Raw genomic sequence first — 18,784 nt, 5'->3', positions numbered from 1 at the left:
CTCCCGTCTCGATCTTGGATCGCTGGGACGGCGGCCCAGGATCGAGCATATCGCATGGGCGACGGAGGTTGAGGCGAATTCTCGTTCGTTATCGCGCTGGGGGCAGAATGCGGGCGGCGATCTGCCGTTCGATCGCGGCGACGAGCGCATCGACGGGGTCGAGGGTCTCGGCGAAGCCGGCGGTGCGGATCTTGGTCGTATCGGACAGGACGTCGAAGGCCGAGCCGAAGACGAAATCGCCGAACCCCCAGCCGACCGCCTTCGCGTAGTCGGGCTGGACGAGATCGCCCGCGATCCGCCGCCAGACCGGCTCCAGCGCGGGCATGTGCGCGGCCAGCGAGAACGGGATCGGCTCCCCCGTTTCCAGGCCGAAATGCGCCGCGACCTTCTCCCATGCCCGCCGCCAGCGGAACGGCGCGTGGACATAGTTGAACGCCTGCCCCCGCGCCGCCTCCGCCGTGGCCGCCCACAGGCTCGCGCGGGCCAGCGCATGCGCATCGGTGAACTGGGCGAGGCAATGGTCGTAGACATGCGCCGCTCCGGGAAAGCGGAAGGCGGCGCCGTCCGCCCTGGTCAACGCCGCATAGGCGCCGATGACGGTGGCGATGTTCATCGCGTTGCCGGCCGCGTCGCCCAGCACCACGTCGGGTCGCAGGATCGACCACTCGGGCCCGCCGGCATCGGCACGGCGGCGCAGCTCGTCCTCCTGGCTGAAGTAGAAATTGGGACCGACAGGGCGCGGGTTGGCATCCTCGTAGAAGGGCGAGGACACGGGCCCGAGATGGACGCCGTAGACCTTCGCGCCCTGATAGAGCACCACCCGCTCCAGCGGCGCGCCCACGGCCCTCAGCCCGTCGAGCAGATTGCGCAGCATCGCGCTGTTGATCCGATCCTCCTCGGCGAGGCCGCCGCCCGGCTTGTAGGCAGCATAGAAGAGGTGCGTCGTCTCGCGCGCGGCGTTCATCGCCGTGCGTGTCGCAGCGGCGTCGGTCAGGTCGGCGGACACGTCGCCCCCCTGCCGCGACAGCGCGAGCCCCTGCCAATCCGGCGCGCGCGCGATCTCCTCGAGCAGCGCCTTGCCGATGATGCCGCCCGCGCCGGCGACGAGCGCGACCCGGCTCACCGCCGCACCGCCTTGGCGCCGATGGCGAGCCGGTAGAGCGTGATCGGCGGCTTCACGGCGTTCGTGCCGCCGTTGAGGCCGGCGCTGCGATTGAGCTGGGAGGCGGGCATGAGCAGGTTTCCTTGATCGTCGATCCACATCGCGTCGACCCAGACGAGGCGCGGATCGGCGACGAGCGTCGCGATCGTGCCTTCGGGCGAGATCGTCAGGATGCGGCTTCGGTCGGTATCGCTGAGATGGATGGCGCCGGTGGCGTCGATCGCGGTGCCGCCGGTGGACGGCGTATCGGCGAAACGCTCGACATGCGCCGCCCGCTCGGCATCGCCGAGCGTGGCGTCGTCGAGATAGCGTGTCTCGATCCGCGCCATCCGCCCGTTGGAGGGCTGGTAGTAGAACCAGCGCCCGTCCGGCGACACTTCGAGCTGGTCGGCGTGGATGTTCACCGGATCGCCCCTGGCATCGCGCAGGTCCTTGCCCTCGGCGCGCAACGGAGTCTGCGCGATGGTGGAGGGATGGCCGTCGAGCACGCGCCGGCCCTTGCCGCTGGCGAGGTCGAGCACGATCAGACCGGGATCCCCGGCATCGGTCAGATAGCCGTGGCCGCCGTTGAAGCGGACGTCGTCGACGAAGCTCCACGGTTGCGTCACGGCCCCGAGATCGTAGACGCGCGCGACCGTGTTCGTGGCGAGATCGATGCGCACCAGCTTCACGCCATGCGGCGCCAGCGGCTTGCCGATGCCGGGGCCGCCGCGGTCGACCACCCACAAGGCGCCGTCCGGCCCGACGCGGATCGCGTTCACGCCGACGAAGCGGTCGGCGCCGTCCATGCCCGGCTGCCAACCGTTCCAATGCGCGTCGGGATAGGGCACGGGCTTGCCGTCCTTCACCTCGACCACCTGCGGTCCCACGCCGGGCTGCTGCGACTGGACGGGCAGGAACAGTCGCCCGTCGGCGCTGGTCGTCACGCCGTTGATGACGAGATCGGACGAGAAGACCGGTTCCAGCCGGGCCTGCGCCGACGCCGGCGAGGCGGCGACCGCGATCGCCGCGATCCCGGCGAGCAGAAGCGCCCGCAGGCGATGCTTGGGGTCGGGCATGGTCACTCCCCCGCCTTCGGCAGGATGCCGGCCTGGCGGAGGAAGGTCAGATTGTCCTCCAGATGCCAGTTGTCGGTGATCCGCCCGCCCGCCACGCGCAGGATGTCGGTAGCGATGAAGTCGACCGGCTGGCCCTTCCCGTCATGTCCCATGAAGGTTCCGGTGAAATGGCCGGTGAAGCGCAGGTGGCTCACCACCCGGTCGCCCACCACCAGCCGCTGCACCACCGCGATCTTCAGGTCGGGCACGGCGGCCAGGAACGCCTTGCTCGCGGCGGCGGGGCCGCTCGGCCCCTGCGGGCGGCCGGGTGGCAGGGTGTGATCGGTGAAGGTCGGCGCGACGGCCTGATCGAGCAGCGCCTGGCTGCCGTTGTTCCAGAAGCCGTAGAAGGCATCGACCGGCTTCAGCATCGCCGCGACCGTCGCGGCGGGCAGGCTCTTGTCGGCGATCAGCTCCTGCGGCTCGGAGAGCGCGACGGCGGCGCGATCGTCCACTTGGGCGGCAAGGACCGGGGCGGACAGCGCGAGCAGCGAGAACGCCAAGACCGTGAAACGCATCGTCTCTTTCCTCACGCGATGGTGCCCCCGCCATCCACCGTGACGGTGGTGCCGGTGACGTAGGGGTTGGTGGCGACGAACAGGATCGCCTGCGCGATATCCTCGGGCCGGCCGACGCGCCGCGCGGGCAAGCGCTTGGCCGCGCCCTCGAACATCGCCTGCCGGTCGGCCTCCCCCATGCCCTGCCACAGGGGCGTGTCGACGAGGCCCGGCGAGACGGCGTTCACCCGCACCGGCGCCTTCTCCAGCGCGAGGCCCCGCGCCAGCGCTTCGAGGGCCGCGTTGATCGCCCCCTGCAACACAGAGGACGCGCTCGGCCGGGTCGAGAGAAAACCCGATACGACGGTGAGCGAGCCGCCCTCGGCGATCCTCGCCGCCTTCGCCACACGATAGGCGCCGAAGAACTTTGAGTTCATCGCGGCTTCCGCGTCGTCCTGCGCCAGGGTGGCCACCGATCCGCTCTTCGTGGCGGCCGCGGCGACCACCACATGGTCGAACGGCGGCCGCGCTTCGAAGAATGCCGCGATGCCCGCCTCGTCCAGCAGGTCCAGCGCGTCGCGGCCGGGGCGGGCGACCTCCGCGCCGGCCGCCGCGAAGGCGTCGGCGGCGGCGCCGCCGATCCCGCCCGACGCGCCCACCACCAGCACGCGCTTGTTCCGCAAGTCCACGCTCATCCCGATCTCCTCGATTGGTCCGCTCGGCGACCCGAACCCATGACCGTCGAGGTAGGTGTTGCGCTTCCGCGAAGAAGCGCGCAGTCGGACGACAGTCTCTCAACCGGTGTTTGACGATGCTCGACGATCTCAACGAACTCAGGACCTTGCGCGCGATCGTCGCGGCCGGTTCGCTGTCCGCGGCGGGGCGAGCGCTCGGCGTCAGCCTCGCCGTGGTCAGCAAGCGCCTCTCGACGCTGGAGGGGCGGGTCGGCCTGCGGCTCGTCAACCGCACGACCCGCACCCTCTCACCGACCGAGGAGGGCCTGGCGCTCCTGGCGCATCTCGACCGGGCGCTGGAGGCACTGGACGAGGCCGAGGAGCGGCTCGCCACCGGCCGGGACGAGCCGATCGGCACGCTGCGGGTGACGGCGCCGGTATCGTTCGGGCGCCGTCACGTCGCGCCGGTTCTCGCGAATCTCGTGGCGCGGCATCCCCGGCTCGACGCGGTGCTGTCGCTCGACGACCGGCTGGTCGACGTGTCGGGCGGCACCTTCGACGTCGCGATCCGCATCGGCGGGCTCGGCGATACGAATGCGACGATGCTGAAGCTCGCCGACAATCGCCGCGTGCTGGCGGCCTCGCCCGCCTATCTCGATCGCTGCGGCCGCCCGCGGACGCCCGACGCTCTCGCGAGCCATGCCTTCCTGCGCTACGGGGACGGCATCGCGCCATGGACGCTCGTCGATGCGGACGGCACGACCGCGACCCTCGCCGCCCGGCCGCGGTTGCGCGTCGACAATGGCGACGCGCTCCACGATTGGTGCGTGGCCGGCCATGGCGTCATGATGAAGTCGATCGTCGACCTGGGCGACGACTTGGCGAGCGGCCGCCTGGAACGGGTCCTGCCCGACTGGAGCGGCGGCGACATCCCCATCGTCGCCCTGTTCGCCAGCCGCCACCACCAGCCGCGCAAGCTGCGCGTCTTCCTCGACGCCATGGGCAGCGCCATGCGGCGCTAGAGAGCTACGGCTTGGACGTGACGCGCGTCCCCGGTCCCAGGGGGCTCCACCTCCGATGCCCGGAATGGTTTTCTCGCGGGGCTGCTCCCCGTCTCAGGAACGCTTTTCGAGGGTGGCGACGTAGAAGCCGTCCGTGCCCGTCCGCGCCGGGCTCATCTGAAGGCCGTGGACGGTCCGGCGCACGAGCCCGTCGAGCGCCCCGGCGCCCGGCATCGTCCCGGCATCGACGGAGGCGAAGGCGCCTCCCGTGCGCTGGAGGAAGCGCGCGACCGCACCGTCGTTCTCCTCGGCGAGCAGCGAGCAGGTGACGTAGACGACGCGGCCGCCGGGGCGAGCCAGCAGGCCGGCGCGGTCGAGCACCTGGGCCTGCTCGGCGACGCGCGTCGCGAGGCTGCCGGGGCGCAGGCGCCATTTGGCGTCCGGGTTGCGCCGCCAGGTGCCCGAGCCGGTGCAGGGCGCATCCACCAGCACGCGGTCGACCGTGCCGTCGAGATCGGCCAGCACGTCGGCGCGGGCGCGCCCGCCGCGCGGGGTGCGGATCTCGGCCTGCGCGCCCGAGCGGCGCAGGCGCTCGTGGATCGGCGCCAGCCGGCGCGGGTCGCCGTCGGTGGCGATGAGACGGGCACGGTTGCCGGTGGCGGCGGCGAGCGCCAGGGTCTTGCCGCCGCCGCCCGCGCAGAGATCGACCACGGTCTCGCCCTCCAGCGCCCCCGCGAGGGAGGCCGCGAGCTGCGAGCCCTCGTCCTGGATCTCGTACCAGCCGGCCAGGAATTCCGGGTCGACATGCAGCGCCGGCCCGCGCCCGTCCGCGCCAGTGGGGATGCGCAGCCCTTGAGCCGCATGCGGCGTCGGCGCGGCGCCGTAGGCGGAGAGGATGCCGAGCGCCGCGTCCCGGTCGGTCTTCAGCGTGTTGACACGGATGTCGAGGGGCGCCCGGCGGCCGAGCGCCCTGAGCTCCGGCAGCAGGTCGTCGCCGAGGACGTCGCGCAGCGCCGGCAGGATCCATTCGGGAACGTCCCCCGCCACCTCCGGCGGGGCGTCGTCGAGGGTGGCGGAAGCGAGGCGGCCGGCCTCGGCCTCGCTCAGCCGCTCGGGGGCGAATCGCTCGCCGGAGAACAGCGCCGCGACGGTCGGGGCGGCGAGCCCCTGCTGGAGGCGCAGCGACCCGAGCAGCACCGCGCGCGGGCTCTCGTCGCCCATGATCCAGGCGGCGGAGGCGCGCCGGCGCAGCGCGTCGTAGACGAGGCTGGCGATGGCCGCCCGGTCGCCGGATCCGGCGAAGCGATGGGCGAGCCCCCAATCCTTGAGCGCATCGGCGGCGGGACGGCGGCGCTCGGCGATGTCGGTGAGGACCTCGATGGCGGCGGAGCAGCGGGCGGCGGGTGTCAGGGCGGATTCTCCCGCGAGGCTATGACTATCGAGCGGTGCAACGAAGCGGAGACGTGACGGCCACAATACGGCCGAGCTTCGGCGCGTTATGGCCGGGCTGACCGCGCGTGACCCGCGCCGTCATCGCTCTAGAACCGACGGACCGCCATGTCTTCAACGCTTTCCATCTCTTCCGCCCTTCGCGTCTCGCTCGCCGGCCTTCTGGTGGCGGCCGTCGCCGCCTGCGCCAGCGCCCCGCCGCCGGACCTGACGCCGCCCGCGCCCCGCGTCGACGCCAAGACCCAGCTCGAATACGGCGCCCCGCCGCCGCGCCGCTGAGGGTGGGAGCGCGCCAGCGATGCCCGGCTCAAGCCGCCTCGCGGGCGCGCCTCGCCTCGTAGGCCTTCAGATGGGTGTAGGCCAGCGCGAGCCGCGACAGCTCCAGCCCCGTCCCACGTCCGCGCGAAAGCAGGTCGCCGACGATGTGGTCGGCCTCGATCCGGTGGCCGCCGAGGATGTCGCGCATCATCGAGGCGGTGAGCGTCGAGCCCTCCGCCGTGAGCATGGCGCGGGCATTGGCGGCCACCTTCTCGCGCGGGCTCACGCCCGACGCATGGGCCACCGAGAGGCACTCGTCGTAGAGGCCAGAGATGTAGTCCCGGCCGCCGGGCGCCGCGACGATGTCGCCGATGGCCGCCCGCATCAGCGAGGTGCTGGCGGCGAGCGTCGCCAGGAAGACCCATTTCTCCCACATCTCGACGAGGATCGTGCCGCTGGAACGCGGCTGGAAGCGCGCATCCTTCACCAGCGCGTCGATGGCCTCGATGCGGGGCGTGCGCGATCCGTCGCGCTCGCCATAGGTGAAGACGCCGAAATCGCTGAGTTGGAGGATGGCGCCGTCGGGGGCGAGCGTCGCGGCGATGGAGCAGGAGCCGCCGAGGACGCGGTCCGCGCCGAAGCGGGCGTCGAGCAGGTCGAGATGGGCCATGCCGTTGAGGATCGGCAGCACGGCGGTGCCCTCTCCCACCGCCGGGGCGAGATCCGCGACGGCGGCCTCGAGGTCGTAGGCCTTGCAGGACAGGATGACGAGGTCGAAGGCGCCCGCCTCTCCCCGCGCCAGCGCGTCGGCGGTGACGGTGCGGGGGCTCTCGATCCGCGTGTCGCCGAGCGGGCTGCGCACAACGAGGCCGTCCGCTGCGAGCTTCCCCGCCCGCGCCGGGCGCACCAGGAAGGTGACGTCGCGGCCGATCTCGGCCAGCCGCGCGCCGTAATAGCCGCCGGTGGCTCCGGCTCCGACGACGAGAACCCGCATCGCCCCTGCTCCCATGTCTCTCGTTCTTCGTCTCGTCAGGCGCCGGCCCTACGGACCGACCGGCGCCAGCAGGATGCGCACCGCGAAGACGATCCACATCACGCCGAGCACCAGGACACCGGCCATGTAGGCGCGAAAGCGCGTCGGGACATGGTTCGAGGTCACGAAGACGCCGGCATGCACGACGCGCGTCGCCACGAACACCCAGGCGAGCACGACGAAGAGCAGGTCCGCCTTGCGGGTGATCAGCGCCAGCGGCACCAGCGCGTAGAACAGCACCGGGATCTCGAACTGGTTCGAGAAGGCGTTGGACGCGGCCTGCACCTTCGCCGGCCAGTTCCGCTCGCCGAGGGCGATCTCGCCGATCCCGACCCGGCCGGACCCGACCTCCGCGAAGCGCCGCCGTCCCATCAGGATCAGCAGCGCGAAGCTCAGGAAGACGAGGGCGAAGACGGGAGCGAGGACGGCTTGGACGGTCACGGACTGCTCCGGGAAACGGGGCGGCCAGGCCGGCTCGCGGCCTCGCCGCCCGCGTTTAACCGCATGAGCGGCGGGACCGGAAGCGCGATCTTACCGTCGCCGCAGGTCCGGCATGCATGGGCGCATGCGGAGACCGGATCTTGGCCCGCCGGAGCGGGCACGGTAGGAAGGGCCGCGACACGAGGCGGCCGGAGCGGCGCGGCGGCCTTTGACCGCCGGCCGGCGAACCACCGCCCCACGATGCCGCAGCCTTCCAGCGGAACCGGAGCAAGCGGCGCCGCTGGGGGATGCCGTCGGATACACCATGCGCCTTCGGAATAGGTTCATCGCCTTGTCGAAACCCTCCGCCTCCATGGTTTCGTCCGCGAAGGCCGCGACCATGCCCCTGTCCCGGCACCTCGGCGCCGTCGGCCGTCTGTTCGGGAAGAACGACCGATTCGCCGCGGCGGCGGCGGTCGTGAACGCAACCGGCCTGTTCGACGCGCCGTACTACCGATCCCGTTACCCCGACGTGATCGCGGAAGGCATCGATCCGGCGATCCACTACGCCCTGCACGGAGCCGAGGAGGGGCGCTGGCCCCATCCCCTGTTCCACGGCGACTTCTACCTCGACGCGGTGCCCAGGCTCCGGGACACCGGGGCCAATCCGCTCCTGCACTTCCTGGCGGAAGGAGCCGCGGCCGGCATCAAGCCGAATCCGCTCTTCGACCCGCGCTGGTACGCCGAGCGCTACATGGCGGGGGCGCCGGCGGGCACCAACCCGCTGCTGCATTTCATGGCGAGCCGCGACAACGATCCCTCGCCCGAGTTCGACGTCGCCTGGTACCGCGCGCGTCATCCCCAGGTCGGCGAGACGGCCGGCGACGCCCTCGTCCACTACTACGTGACCGGCAAGGCCAACGGTTATCTGCGCCACCGCGACGACCGCATCCAGCTTGCGCGGCAGATCGAGGTGATCCGGCATTCCGGTCTCTTCGACGCGCATTTCTACCAGTCGGAATGCCCGGACGCGGCCAGCAGCGGGCTCGATCCCATCGAGCATTACGTGGCGAACGGCGGCTACCGGCGCTACCGGCCCCATCAGCTCTTCGATTTACCCTGGTATTTCGCCCAGTGCCCGGAAGCGTTGCACGCAGGCAGCAATCCGCTGCTCCACTATCTTCAGGAAGGCGCGGCGGCCGACATCAATCCCGGCCCCTGGTTCGACACCGCCTGGTATCGGGCGACCTATCTGCCCGGCGATACCACCACGAACCCGCTGGCGCATTTCCTGGCCGATGGCGGCCGGCGCACGAGCCCGTCGCCGCGTTTCGACGCGCCCTGGTATCTCGCCCGCTATCCCACGATCGCGGCGCTGGGGATCAACCCCGTCATCCATTACGTGACCTCGGGCATCCGCGAGGGCCTGCGGATCCGGGGATTGCCGCAGGAGGGATCGGGCGCGGCGAGCGCGGCGATGGTCTGCTTGAAGCGGACGCCCCGCCTGGGCCGCCGCACGGCGCTGTTCATCACGCACGCGCCGAACGGCCGGATCAAGGGCCATGTCGGCCCCTATCTCCAGGCCTTCGCGAAGCAGGGCGTCGACATCGTCCTGGTGGTCGCAGCGGACAGGCGCAAGACGGCCGTGCCTGCCTCGCTGCTGGAGCTGTGCAACTCGGCCTATGTCCGCGAGAATGTCGGCTTCGACTTCAACGCCTGGGCGCATGTCCTCCTCGAAGACGACGACCTGCTCGATTCCGAGACGCTCTATCTTGTCAACGATAGCCTGATCGGGCCCCTCAACGACGCCGATTTCGCCGCGATCCTGGCCAGGATCGACGCGTGCGAGGAGGATTTCGTCGGGCTGACGGACAACGTCTACTACAACCACCACATCCAGAGCTTCTTTCTGGCCCTGAAGAAAAAATGCCTGTCTTCCTACGCATTCAATCAATACATTCAGGATGTCAGGATCTGGCCCGACAAGAACGCCGTCATCATGGAGTACGAGCTGACCTTCGCCAGCCGGATGCGGGCTGCGGGGATATCCACGCGAAGCCTGTTCGGTGCGCATAAGAGATTCGGCGAGCCTGGAAACGACGCAGGCAACAACCGCACGATTTTCGACTGGGATACCCTGCTGGATCAAGGCTTCCCCTTCGTGAAGGCTTCGCTCCTTGGGGAACATGCCGGCGTCGGCGGCGAAGCGGTGCGGGAGGCCATCGCGGCCGGTGGAATTGCGCTCGCCCGACTCGATCGGACCTATGCCTATGACGGCCCCAAGATCTGGGCGGATCTCACCGAGCGAGAAGCGATAGGGCGGCCTCCGCGCGTCGCCTTCGTCGCGCCGACGAACTACGCCAACGGCCTCGGCGTCGCCGCGCGCAGCTACGCGTCGGCGATCCGGCGCACGCCATGGGAGGTGAACCTCCATCCCATGGAGCGGCCCTTCCACGTCCATGCCCGCGTGGCGGCGAACTGGCAGGCCGCCACATTCTCGGGTCGCCCGGACGTGGCCCTCGTCCATCTCAACGGCGAAGGCTGGGGCGTGCTGATGAGCGAGCGCCAGCGCGCCGTCGTCGAGAGCGCGGCGGTCAAGATCGGGCTGTTCGTCTGGGAGACCTCCTTCGTGCCGACCAACTGGCTCGGCACCATCGACGGGCTCGACGCGATCTGGGCGCCGACCCAGTTCTGCGCCGACATCTTCCGCACCGTCACCGACATCCCGGTGGACGTGGTGCCCTATGTCGTCGCCAACGAGCCGGCCGAGACGGCGACGGCCTCCGCCAAGGCCGGCCTGCGCACCGCCTTCTCCCTCGATCCGGGCAAGCGCCTGATCCTCTACGCCTTCGACGGGTCGAGCTTCCTGGCGCGGAAGAACCCCCATGCGCTGATCCGCGCCTTCCGCGCCAGCGGGCTCGCAGACAAAGGCTGGCAGCTCGTGCTCAAGACCAAGCACGTCTTCGACATTCCCGGCGAGGGCAAGCGCCTGCTCGATCTCGTCGGCAAGGGCCGCGACGTGGTGGTCATCGACAAGCCTCTCTCCCCCACGCAGCTCAACGCGCTGTTCGACCTGTGCGACGTCTACGCGTCCTCTCATTCCTCGGAAGGGTTCGGCCTGACCATCGCGGAAGCGATGGAGATGGGGAAGGTCGTCGTCGCCACGGATTACGGGGGCAGCCGCGACTTCCTCGACGCCTCCTGCGGCTTTCCGGTGAAGGCCGAGATCGTCACCCTGGAGGAGTCCTACGGGCCCTATCTGCGCGGCGCCGAATGGGGGCAGGTCGACGAGGCCGACCTCGCCCGCGCGCTAACCGACGCGGCTCGGGCGGTGGCGGACGGGAGCGCCGCCGCGATCGGGGCCGCCGCCCGGAATCGCATCCGCGAGCGGCTGTCGATCGCGGCGGTCGCGGCCGCCATGGACGCGAGCGTGGCGCGCCTGTGGCCGCGCTGAGCCCTCCCCTGCCCCGCCCGTCGCATTCCAAGAACGAGTCGAGACGATGAAGCAGCCCCCCTCCCCGTCCTGGGCGGCGCCGTCCTGGCCGCGCGAGATCGTGCCGCTGCCTCTCGACGAGCGCTTGCGCCCGCTCCATCCCCGCCGGCTCGTTGAGCGGCGGCCGGGACAGGCCTTCTTCGTGGCGCCGGCCTCCTGCACCCTGCGGCCGGACCTGATCGCGCATCTGCTGCCCGCGCTCGCGAGCCGGCCGGACGTCGGCGTCTTCTACGGCGACGACGCCGTGCTGACCCGCAACGGCCATCTCAAGGCGGTCCACTGCAAGCCGGCCTTCAACCCGGCGCTGCTGATGGCCGACGACTATGTCGGCTTCCCGCTCCTGATCCGCGCCTCGGCGCTGGCGGGCGCCGCGCCGGAATTCGGCCTCCTGAACGGGAGTGCCGCGTGGTTCCGGTTCCTGCTCGCGGCGCTGTCGGCCGGCACCTCCATCGACCGCATCCCGCAGACGCTGATCGCCACCCCCGGCATCCGGCCGCAGGCGAAACCGCGCGCGCGGGCGGCCGCCCTCAATGCCTGGTTCAAGGGCCTCGGCACGCCCCTGAAGGTCGGGCCGGGGCTCACCCCCGGCACGCTGGAATTGAAGCGCATCCTCGCCGACCCGCCGCCGGTGACGCTGGTGGTGCCGACGCGCCAGAGCCGGGCCGAGGGCGCGCAGGCGCCCCATATCGTCAACCTCCTCGACAGCCTGCGCCGCAGCACCTACCCGGCGAACCGCATCCGGGTGCTGATCGGCGACGACGCCGAGGACGACGCGATCTATCGCGGCCGCTCGGACGCCTTTTCCGTCACGCGCATCGACACCCGCCGCCCGGCGGGCGTGCCGTTCAACTACGCCGCCAAGATGAACCGCCTCTGGCGCGCGGCGGAGACGGACGTGATGGTGCTGATGAACGACGACCTCGTCGTCGGAAGCCCCGGCTGGCTCGAGGCGCTGCTGACCTTCGCCCTCGACCGGGGCGTCGGCGGGGTCGGCGGGCGCCTGCTGTTTCCGAGCGGGCGCCTCCAGCACGCGGGCATGTTCGGCGGCATCTACGACGTCGCCGCCCATCCCTGGTACGATCACGACGCCCAGGCGCCGACCTATGACGACTGGGCGCTCACCCAGCGCGACTGCTCCATGGTGACGGGGGCGCTCTTCGCCACGCGGCGCGCGGCGATGGAGGCCGTCGACGGCTTCGACGAGAGCTTCAGCCTCGACTTCAACGACGTCGACCTCTGCCTGAAGATGCGCATGCAGGGCTACCGCATCGTCTACACGCCCTTCGCCGAGATGGTGCATCACGAGAAGGCGTCGCGGCAGGCCAACGTGGCGCCGGGCGCGCAGGTCTCGCGCTTCCTGCGGCGCTGGCGGGACGTGCTCGGCGACGATCCGATGTACAGCCCGCAACTGCGCATCGACACCGACGTCGTCGCCCCCCGGCGCGAAGCCACGCAGTGGATCCCCCATTCCGTGCCGGCCGCCGAAGGCGCCGGATAGGGGCGCGTCCCGACCGAGCGGGCGCGCGGAACGGGAACGGCCGCGCTCGCTCGAGGGTTTCCGCACGGGCCGGATGCCGGCCCCGTGAGGAAGACCGCTCGGGAGGATCGATGTCGAAGCCGGACCGCCACGCCCCCCGGCCGCCGGACCTGCTCTCGCCCTGGGCGACGCCGGCGCGCAGGGAACTCCAGGCGGAAGCGCGCGCCTTCGCCCGCGACGTGGTGCTGCCCCTCGCCGACGAGCTCGACCGCGAGAAGGCCGAGATGCCGCGCGCGCTCATCGAGGCCATGGCCGCGAAGGGCTGGTTCGGCATCACCATCCCCAAGGAGCATGGCGGCCTGGGGCTCGGCGTGTTCGAATACTGCCTCGTCAGCGAAGAGCTGGCGCGGGCCTGGCTCTCCGTCGGCAGCATCCTGGCGCGGGGCCAGGGCCTCGGCACGCAGGTGCTCGACGACGAGCGCCGGCTCGGCCTCCTGCGCAAATCCGCGCGCGGGGAATGGATCGGCGCCATCGCGCTCTCGGAACCCACCGCCGGCTCCGATCTCGCTGGCGTTCGGACCCGCGCCGTGCGCGAGGGCGACCACTGGGTCCTCACGGGCACGAAGCGCTGGGCCGGATTCGCGCTGGCGGCGGATTTCGTCGAGGTGCTGGCGCGGACCCGCGAGCCACGGGACGGCGAACCGCGCTCGGCGGGGCTCGAACCGTTCCTCGTGGTGAAGAAGCCCGGCACCTTCCCCGAGGGCATGACCGGGCATGTCATCGACAAGATCGGCTATCACGGCTTCCTGACCTTCGAACTCGCGCTCGACGGCGTGCGCGTGCCGGAGAGCGACCGCCTCACCGGCCTCTACGGCGACCAGGGCGCGGACGGGGATTCCGGCGGGTTCGCCTCGGTCCAGCGGGGCCTGAACATCGCGCGCGTCCACACCGCCGCCCGTGCCGTGGGTGTCGCCCGCGCGGCGGTGGAGGATACGCAGGCCTATCTCCAGGAGCGCGAACAGTTCGGGCATCCCATCGGCGAGTTCCAGGCACTGCGCTTCGCCTTGGCCGACATGGCGGCCGAGGTCGCCCAGGCGCGGGCCTACTGGTGCCAGGTCGCCCATCTCCTCGACGAGGGCGAGCCGGCCGAGAGCGAATCCGCCCAGGTGAAGCTGCTCGCCACCGAGATGGCGGTGCGCGTCACCAACCAGGCGATGCAGCTCCACGGGGGCAACGGCTACACCACCGAGCGCCGGGTCGAGCGCTACTGGCGCGACGCGCGGCTGACCACGATCTTCGAGGGCACCAGCGAGATCCAGCGCCGCATCGTCAGCGACCGGCTGCTGCCGAAGGCATGAGCCGCCCCGGTGCGATCAGCCTTTCCGCCTGTCGTCCGGCCCAGCGCCGCGACGGCGGTAGCCGAGCACGAGCGCGGCGGCGATGAACACGGCGAGCGCGCTCCACATGCCGCCCTCCGTGAGCTTCCCGAGGGCCACCGGCCCGAAATCGGGGACCGTGGCGGCAAGCCAGGCGAGCGCGGCGAGGACGCTCACGAGGACGACGATCCGACATGCCAAGACCATGCGGATCCATAGCACGGAGCCCGGCTGGCGCGCGCGGGCGACAAAACGGGAACACGCCCCTTGGTCTCCTCGCGGCGGAGGGTTACAGGTCTGATGAAGATGAGAGAGCGCCGGGTTTCCGGGGCTCGGCATCCGCCCAAATCAAGCCGAGGAACGCGTATCGCATTCGTCCCGCCTTGGCCCTGGCACGTTTATGATTGATCTGAGAGCCGTATGGACGGCAGCTTCGCATTGCCCTTCGCGAAGTGTCTGAAAACTTACAATACCAGCCGAGTGGCCATGCCCGCACCCGCCTATCAGACCACCAAGGCCGCTTTCGGGGTTCCGGGCCTGGACGACATCCTCGGCGGCGGTCTCGCGCGGCATCGCCTCTACCTGCTGGAGGGAAGCCCCGGCACGGGCAAGACGACGATCGCGCTCCAGTTCCTGATCGAGGGCGCGCGCCGCGGCGAACGCGGCCTCTATATCGGCCTGTCGGAAACGGAGGAGGAACTGCGCGAGAGCGCGGCCTCGCACGGATGGGTGATCGGGCCCGAGATCGACCTGTTCGAGCTGCTGCCGCCGGAGAGCCTGCTCGACGCCGAGCAGCAGCAGAGCCTGCTCTACTCCTCTGACCTCGAATTGGGCGAATCGGCCAGGGCCATCTTCGAGCGGGTCGAGGCGGTGCGGCCCGACCTCATCGTGCTCGACAGCCTGTCCGAGATCCGCCTGCTGGCCGGCAGCTCGCTGCGCTACCGCCGCCAGATCCTGGCGCTCAAGCATTACTTCGCGCGGCACGGGACCACCGTCCTGCTCCTCGACGACCTCACCGCCGACGCCCTCGACAAATCGGTCCACAGCATCGCCCACGCGGTCTTCCGGCTGGAGGAGCTCGCCCCGGATTACGGCGCCGAGCGGCGGCGCATGCGGGTGATGAAGTATCGCGGCCAGCGCTTTCGCGGCGGCTACCACGATTTCTCCGTCGCCACCGGCGGCGTCCAGGTCTTTCCCCGCCTCGTCGCGTTGGAGCACAAGACGAGCTTCCGGCGCGAACGGCTCAAGAGCGGCATCGAGGCGCTCGACGCGCTGCTCGGCGGAGGCGTCGAGACGGGATCGAGCACGCTGATCCTCGGGCCGGCCGGGACGGGCAAGTCGCTCTTCGCGATCCAGTACGTCGTCGCGGCGGCAGCCCGCGGCGAGAAGGCCGCGATGTACGTCTTCGACGAGGAGCTCGGCCTGCTGCTGGAACGCACCCGCTCCATGGGCATCGACCTCGCCGCCCTGCGCGACAGCGGCCAGCTCACCCTCACCCAGGTCGACGCCGCCGAGCTCTCGCCGGGCGAGTTCGCCCATCACGTCCGGCGCCAGGTGGACGAGGCGCAGGCCAAGACCGTCGTGATCGACAGCCTGAACGGCTACCAGGCCGCGATGCCGCAGGAGAACGCCCTGATCCTGCATGTCCATGAACTGCTGCAATACCTGAACCGCCAGGGCGCCTCGACCTTCCTGACCATCGCCCAGCACGGGCTCGTCGGGGACATGAAGAGCCCCGTCGACGTCACCTACCTCGCCGACACGGTGGTGCTGCTGCGCTATTTCGAGGCTCTGGGCCGGGTGCGCCGGGCGATCTCGGTGGTCAAGAAGCGCACCGGGATGCACGAGGACACCATCCGCGAGTACCGGATCACGGGGCACGGGTTGCGGGTCGGCGAGCCGCTGCGCACGTTCCAGGGCGTCCTGCGCGGCGTTCCGACCGTCATGGGAGACGACGCGCCCCTGATGAACACCGGCGCGCCGTGACGGCGCCGAACAATCCGCTCTCCGAGCGCGTGCTGATCCTGGCTCCGCAGGGACGCGACGCGGGGCTCGCGCACAGACTGCTCGTCGATGCCGGGCTTGGGGCGCTCATCGTCCAGGACGTGCCCGCCATGGTGCAGGCCCTGAGCGAAAGCGCCGGCGCGGTGCTGATGGCCGAGGAGGCGGTGCGCACCGCCGACCTGTCGGGCCTGAGCCGCTGGATCGGCGAGCAGCCCGCCTGGTCGGACATGCCGTTCATCCTGCTCACGAGGCAGGGCGGGGTGGACCGCAACCCCATCGCCGAGCGGCTGTCGCGGGTGCTGGGCAATGTCAGCTTCCTCGAACGCCCGTTCCATCCCACGACCCTGATCAGCGTCGTGGTCACAGGCCTGCGCGGACGGCGCCGGCAATACGAGGCGCGCGCCCGGCTGGAGGACCTGCGCGCCCGCGAGGCCCAGCTTCGCGAGTTGAACGCGACCCTGGAGAGCCGCGTCGCCCGCGAGGTCGAGGAGCGCACCCTGACCGAGGAGGCCCTGCGGCAGTCGCAGAAGATGGAGGCCGTCGGCCAGCTCACCGGCGGCGTGGCCCACGACTTCAACAATCTGCTGACGATCATCCGCTCGTCGGTGGACTTCCTGCGCCGTCCCGATCTGCCCGAGGAGCGCCGCCGCCGCTACATGGACGCGGTGTCGGACACGGTCGACCGCGCCGCCAAGCTGACGGGGCAGCTCCTGGCCTTCGCGCGGCGCCAGGCGCTCAAGCCCGAGACCTTCGATGTCGGGATGTGCCTGCGCGGGGTGGCGGACATGCTCGATACCGTCACGGGGGCGCGCATCCGCGTGGTGGCGGACCTGCCGGACGATCCCTGCTTCATCCGCTGCGACCGCAGCCAGTTCGAGACGGCGGTCGTCAACATGGCGGTCAACGCCCGCGACGCGATGGAGGGCGAGGGCACGCTCACGCTGCGTCTCTCCTGCGACGCGCCGATGCCGGCGATCCGCGGCCATGCCGGCTCCCGCGCCTGCTTCTCCGCCGTCTCGCTCACCGATACCGGCAGCGGGATCGCGCCCGAGCAGCTGCGCCGGATCTTCGAGCCGTTCTTCACCACCAAGGAGGTCGGCAAGGGCACCGGGCTCGGCCTCAGCCAGGTGTTCGGCTTCGCCAAGCAGTCGGGCGGGGATATCGACGTGGTCAGCGCCCTGGGGACAGGAACCACCTTCACCCTCTACCTGCCCCAGGCCGAGCCCCCCGCCGAAGGCGTCCGCGAGACCGAGCCCGCCGATCCCGCGACGGACGGCGCCGGCCGCCGCATCCTGGTGGTCGAGGACAATGTCGAGGTCGGCCGCTTCGCGACGCAGATCCTTCAGGATCTCGGCTACGCCACCGAATGGGCGGCCAATGCCGAGGCCGCGCTGGAGCGGCTCGGCCCGGACGGCGGCGGTTTCGACGCGGTGTTCTCGGATGTCGTGATGCCGGGCATGGGCGGGATCGCCCTGGCGGAGAGGCTACGCGGGCGCATCCCGCATCTGCCGGTGGTGCTCACCTCCGGCTACAGCCACGTTCTCGCCGAGGAGGGCACGCACGGCTTCGAGCTGCTGCACAAGCCCTATTCCGCCGGCCAGCTCTCCCGCGTGCTGCGCCGCATCTACGGACGCCCCGTCGACGCGTGAGCATCTTTTTTCGGACGCGCGGCCAGGGAGACCCCGGCCACCGCTTCCGTGTTCGGCCTTCGCCAGGGGAGGCCCCGCCCGGCGCTCCGTCGTTCGACCGCGCCGCCGCGATCTCAGCGGCGGCCCCGGCCCTGCGTGCGGCCCTGCCCCCAATGGTCCTGATAGAAGGACATGCCGCCGTAGCCGGCCATGAAGGCCGCCGCCATGAGAATCACCATGAGGCCGCCATTGGCCTCGTCGAGCTCGTCCATGCTCAGCTCGTCCATGTCCATGCGCTGCATCTCGACCTGGGGCACCATCCCGAACGGGGCGAGGGTGTTGCGATGGGCTTCGAAAGCGACGTCGGACATTGATCTTCTCCGCGTTGATTGCTGAAACACCGACACCACATCGGCGGCTGCGATGTGTTTTAGATAGTCACCCAAGCTTTCGGTGTCTGTGAGAATTGTCACGACGACGAGGGGGGCGTAGGTTCGTCGCAATCCGAGGCCATTGGAGGCTGGGACGAGGCTGGGTATGTTCCTGAAAGAGCGGCCGGTTCCGTCGGAGCGGGCGGCCACTCACATGACGATGCGCTCAACACCAGGTGCGCGACGCAGGCGATGTCCGCATCTACGGGCACGCAACTGCCGCCACGCCGCCCCCGGTGGCATGGCGCGAGCCTTCCACATCGGAGCCGCGCTCAAGGCGCTCAGGACTGACTCCCACGCCGACATGGGCACCAGTTCTCCCGCATGCTGCGCCGGATCCACGGATGCCCCATCGCCGCGTGAGCATCCTTGTCGGAGCGCGGCCGGGGCGATCCCGGCCGCAGCTTCCGTGTTCGGCCTTCGCCGAGAGGGGATCCCGCCCGGCGTCCGCCGCTCCACCGTACCGCCACGGTCTCAGCGGCGGCCACCCCGGCCCCGGCCCCAGTGATCGCTATAGAACTGCGCCGCTCCGTAGCCGGTCAGGAAAGCGGCGGCCACGATCAGGGGGGCGAGGATACCGCCATTGGCTTCATCGAGCTCGTTCATGCTCAGCTCGTCCATGTCCGCCTTTTGCCCGTCGGACAGCAGCGCGATCTCGAACTCCGCAGACTTGTTACCGATAACATCGAAAGCAACGTTGGACATCGATCTTCTCCAGAATGCTTGATGAACCAGCGTCATTACATCGGCGCCGGCGATGTGATTGAGATAATCCGATCACCGT

The 18,784-nt window shown here is 70.5% G+C and carries 17 protein-coding genes; 7 read left to right on the top strand and 10 right to left on the bottom strand.

Annotated features, from left to right (window positions below; translation table 11 throughout):
- Positions 1 to 88: 88 nt before the first annotated feature.
- The 4 genes from ACP56T_RS10475 to ACP56T_RS10460 are packed head-to-tail and all read right to left on the bottom strand — an operon-like array spanning position 89 to position 3,451.
- On the bottom strand, positions 89 to 1,123 hold the full coding sequence (locus ACP56T_RS10475) for an SDR family oxidoreductase (RefSeq protein WP_430912094.1): 1,035 nt from the start codon (positions 1,121 to 1,123) through the stop codon (positions 89 to 91).
- Positions 1,120 to 2,220, bottom strand: a complete 1,101-nt coding sequence (locus tag ACP56T_RS10470; protein WP_430912093.1) for an L-dopachrome tautomerase-related protein — start codon at positions 2,218 to 2,220, stop codon at positions 1,120 to 1,122. Before ACP56T_RS10470 ends, ACP56T_RS10475 begins: the two co-directional genes overlap by 4 nt.
- Before the next feature lie 2 nt (positions 2,221 to 2,222).
- Complete coding sequence (locus ACP56T_RS10465) at positions 2,223 to 2,777, bottom strand: ester cyclase (protein WP_430912092.1); 555 nt, start codon at positions 2,775 to 2,777, stop codon at positions 2,223 to 2,225.
- An 11-nt stretch (positions 2,778 to 2,788) separates the two neighbouring features.
- Positions 2,789 to 3,451 (bottom strand): SDR family oxidoreductase, encoded by a 663-nt coding sequence (locus ACP56T_RS10460; RefSeq protein WP_430912091.1) that lies wholly within the window; start codon positions 3,449 to 3,451, stop codon positions 2,789 to 2,791.
- 116 nt (positions 3,452 to 3,567) lie between these two features.
- Here ACP56T_RS10460 and ACP56T_RS10455 point away from each other — a divergent pair, with 116 nt between their 5' ends.
- Complete coding sequence (locus tag ACP56T_RS10455) at positions 3,568 to 4,452, top strand: LysR family transcriptional regulator (RefSeq protein WP_430912090.1); 885 nt, start codon at positions 3,568 to 3,570, stop codon at positions 4,450 to 4,452.
- Between the two features lie 93 nt (positions 4,453 to 4,545).
- Here the strand turns inward: ACP56T_RS10455 and ACP56T_RS10450 are convergent, their stop codons facing one another.
- Positions 4,546 to 5,841 (bottom strand): RsmB/NOP family class I SAM-dependent RNA methyltransferase, encoded by a 1,296-nt coding sequence (locus tag ACP56T_RS10450; RefSeq protein WP_430912120.1) that lies wholly within the window; start codon positions 5,839 to 5,841, stop codon positions 4,546 to 4,548.
- A gap of 147 nt (positions 5,842 to 5,988) precedes the next feature.
- On the opposite strand from ACP56T_RS10450, the gene ACP56T_RS10445 reads away from it, so the two are divergent.
- Positions 5,989 to 6,159, top strand: coding sequence for a hypothetical protein (locus ACP56T_RS10445; RefSeq protein ID WP_430912088.1), 171 nt, complete (start codon positions 5,989 to 5,991; stop codon positions 6,157 to 6,159).
- A 28-nt stretch (positions 6,160 to 6,187) separates the two neighbouring features.
- On the opposite strand, the gene panE is transcribed toward ACP56T_RS10445, so the two are convergent.
- Together panE and ACP56T_RS10435 are read right to left on the bottom strand one after the other, a co-directional pair.
- Positions 6,188 to 7,132 carry a 2-dehydropantoate 2-reductase gene (gene panE / locus ACP56T_RS10440; RefSeq protein ID WP_430912087.1) on the bottom strand — a complete coding sequence of 315 codons (945 nt, stop codon included), beginning with the start codon at positions 7,130 to 7,132 and terminating at the stop codon, positions 6,188 to 6,190.
- A gap of 48 nt (positions 7,133 to 7,180) precedes the next feature.
- Positions 7,181 to 7,612 (bottom strand): MAPEG family protein, encoded by a 432-nt coding sequence (locus ACP56T_RS10435; RefSeq protein ID WP_430912086.1) that lies wholly within the window; start codon positions 7,610 to 7,612, stop codon positions 7,181 to 7,183.
- Between the two features lie 352 nt (positions 7,613 to 7,964).
- Here ACP56T_RS10435 and ACP56T_RS10430 point away from each other — a divergent pair, with 352 nt between their 5' ends.
- From ACP56T_RS10430 to ACP56T_RS10420, 3 genes are all read left to right on the top strand, one after another.
- A complete protein-coding gene (locus tag ACP56T_RS10430; protein WP_430912085.1) occupies positions 7,965 to 11,045 on the top strand; it encodes a rhamnan synthesis F family protein in 3,081 nt (1,026 codons plus the stop codon).
- Between the two features lie 46 nt (positions 11,046 to 11,091).
- Complete coding sequence (locus tag ACP56T_RS10425) at positions 11,092 to 12,582, top strand: glycosyltransferase family 2 protein (protein ID WP_430912084.1); 1,491 nt, start codon at positions 11,092 to 11,094, stop codon at positions 12,580 to 12,582.
- 110 nt (positions 12,583 to 12,692) lie between these two features.
- Entirely contained in the window at positions 12,693 to 13,919 is a 1,227-nt protein-coding gene (locus ACP56T_RS10420; RefSeq protein WP_430912082.1) for an acyl-CoA dehydrogenase family protein, read from the top strand.
- 15 nt (positions 13,920 to 13,934) lie between these two features.
- Here ACP56T_RS10420 and ACP56T_RS10415 read toward each other — a convergent pair whose 3' ends face one another.
- Positions 13,935 to 14,114, bottom strand: a complete 180-nt coding sequence (locus ACP56T_RS10415; protein WP_430912081.1) for a hypothetical protein — start codon at positions 14,112 to 14,114, stop codon at positions 13,935 to 13,937.
- Between the two features lie 309 nt (positions 14,115 to 14,423).
- On the opposite strand from ACP56T_RS10415, the gene ACP56T_RS10410 reads away from it, so the two are divergent.
- Both ACP56T_RS10410 and ACP56T_RS10405 read left to right on the top strand, forming a co-directional pair.
- A complete protein-coding gene (locus tag ACP56T_RS10410) occupies positions 14,424 to 15,923 on the top strand; it encodes an ATPase domain-containing protein (RefSeq protein ID WP_430912080.1) in 1,500 nt (499 codons plus the stop codon).
- A complete protein-coding gene (locus ACP56T_RS10405) occupies positions 15,920 to 17,590 on the top strand; it encodes an ATP-binding protein (protein ID WP_430912079.1) in 1,671 nt (556 codons plus the stop codon). The genes ACP56T_RS10410 and ACP56T_RS10405 overlap by 4 nt, the downstream gene beginning before the upstream one ends.
- Before the next feature lie 113 nt (positions 17,591 to 17,703).
- Here ACP56T_RS10405 and ACP56T_RS10400 read toward each other — a convergent pair whose 3' ends face one another.
- Together ACP56T_RS10400 and ACP56T_RS10395 are read right to left on the bottom strand one after the other, a co-directional pair.
- Positions 17,704 to 17,940: a hypothetical protein gene (locus ACP56T_RS10400; protein WP_430912078.1), complete on the bottom strand. Its 237-nt coding sequence runs from the start codon at positions 17,938 to 17,940 to the stop codon at positions 17,704 to 17,706.
- Positions 17,941 to 18,474: 534 nt separating this feature from the next.
- Positions 18,475 to 18,705: a hypothetical protein gene (locus ACP56T_RS10395; protein WP_430912077.1), complete on the bottom strand. Its 231-nt coding sequence runs from the start codon at positions 18,703 to 18,705 to the stop codon at positions 18,475 to 18,477.
- Positions 18,706 to 18,784: the final 79 nt, after the last annotated feature.

Origin of the sequence: Methylobacterium endophyticum, from assembly GCF_050591105.1 — a bacterium.
GTDB lineage: Bacteria > Pseudomonadota > Alphaproteobacteria > Rhizobiales > Beijerinckiaceae > Methylobacterium.
The sequence above is the reverse complement of the archived record's forward strand: the minus strand, read 5'-3'. Positions and strand labels throughout refer to the sequence as shown.

Coding starts and splice junctions, on each gene's coding strand:
- ACP56T_RS10470 (WP_430912093.1), bottom strand. CDS start 2,220: ATGCCCGACCCCAAGCATCGCCTGCGGGCGCTTCTGCTCGCCGGGATC.
- ACP56T_RS10410 (WP_430912080.1), top strand. CDS start 14,424: ATGCCCGCACCCGCCTATCAGACCACCAAGGCCGCTTTCGGGGTTCCG.
- ACP56T_RS10445 (WP_430912088.1), top strand. CDS start 5,989: ATGTCTTCAACGCTTTCCATCTCTTCCGCCCTTCGCGTCTCGCTCGCC.
- ACP56T_RS10455 (WP_430912090.1), top strand. CDS start 3,568: ATGCTCGACGATCTCAACGAACTCAGGACCTTGCGCGCGATCGTCGCG.
- ACP56T_RS10465 (WP_430912092.1), bottom strand. CDS start 2,777: ATGCGTTTCACGGTCTTGGCGTTCTCGCTGCTCGCGCTGTCCGCCCCG.
- ACP56T_RS10430 (WP_430912085.1), top strand. CDS start 7,965: ATGGTTTCGTCCGCGAAGGCCGCGACCATGCCCCTGTCCCGGCACCTC.
- ACP56T_RS10425 (WP_430912084.1), top strand. CDS start 11,092: ATGAAGCAGCCCCCCTCCCCGTCCTGGGCGGCGCCGTCCTGGCCGCGC.
- ACP56T_RS10460 (WP_430912091.1), bottom strand. CDS start 3,451: ATGAGCGTGGACTTGCGGAACAAGCGCGTGCTGGTGGTGGGCGCGTCG.
- panE (WP_430912087.1), bottom strand. CDS start 7,132: ATGCGGGTTCTCGTCGTCGGAGCCGGAGCCACCGGCGGCTATTACGGC.
- ACP56T_RS10420 (WP_430912082.1), top strand. CDS start 12,693: ATGTCGAAGCCGGACCGCCACGCCCCCCGGCCGCCGGACCTGCTCTCG.
- ACP56T_RS10395 (WP_430912077.1), bottom strand. CDS start 18,705: ATGTCCAACGTTGCTTTCGATGTTATCGGTAACAAGTCTGCGGAGTTC.
- ACP56T_RS10400 (WP_430912078.1), bottom strand. CDS start 17,940: ATGTCCGACGTCGCTTTCGAAGCCCATCGCAACACCCTCGCCCCGTTC.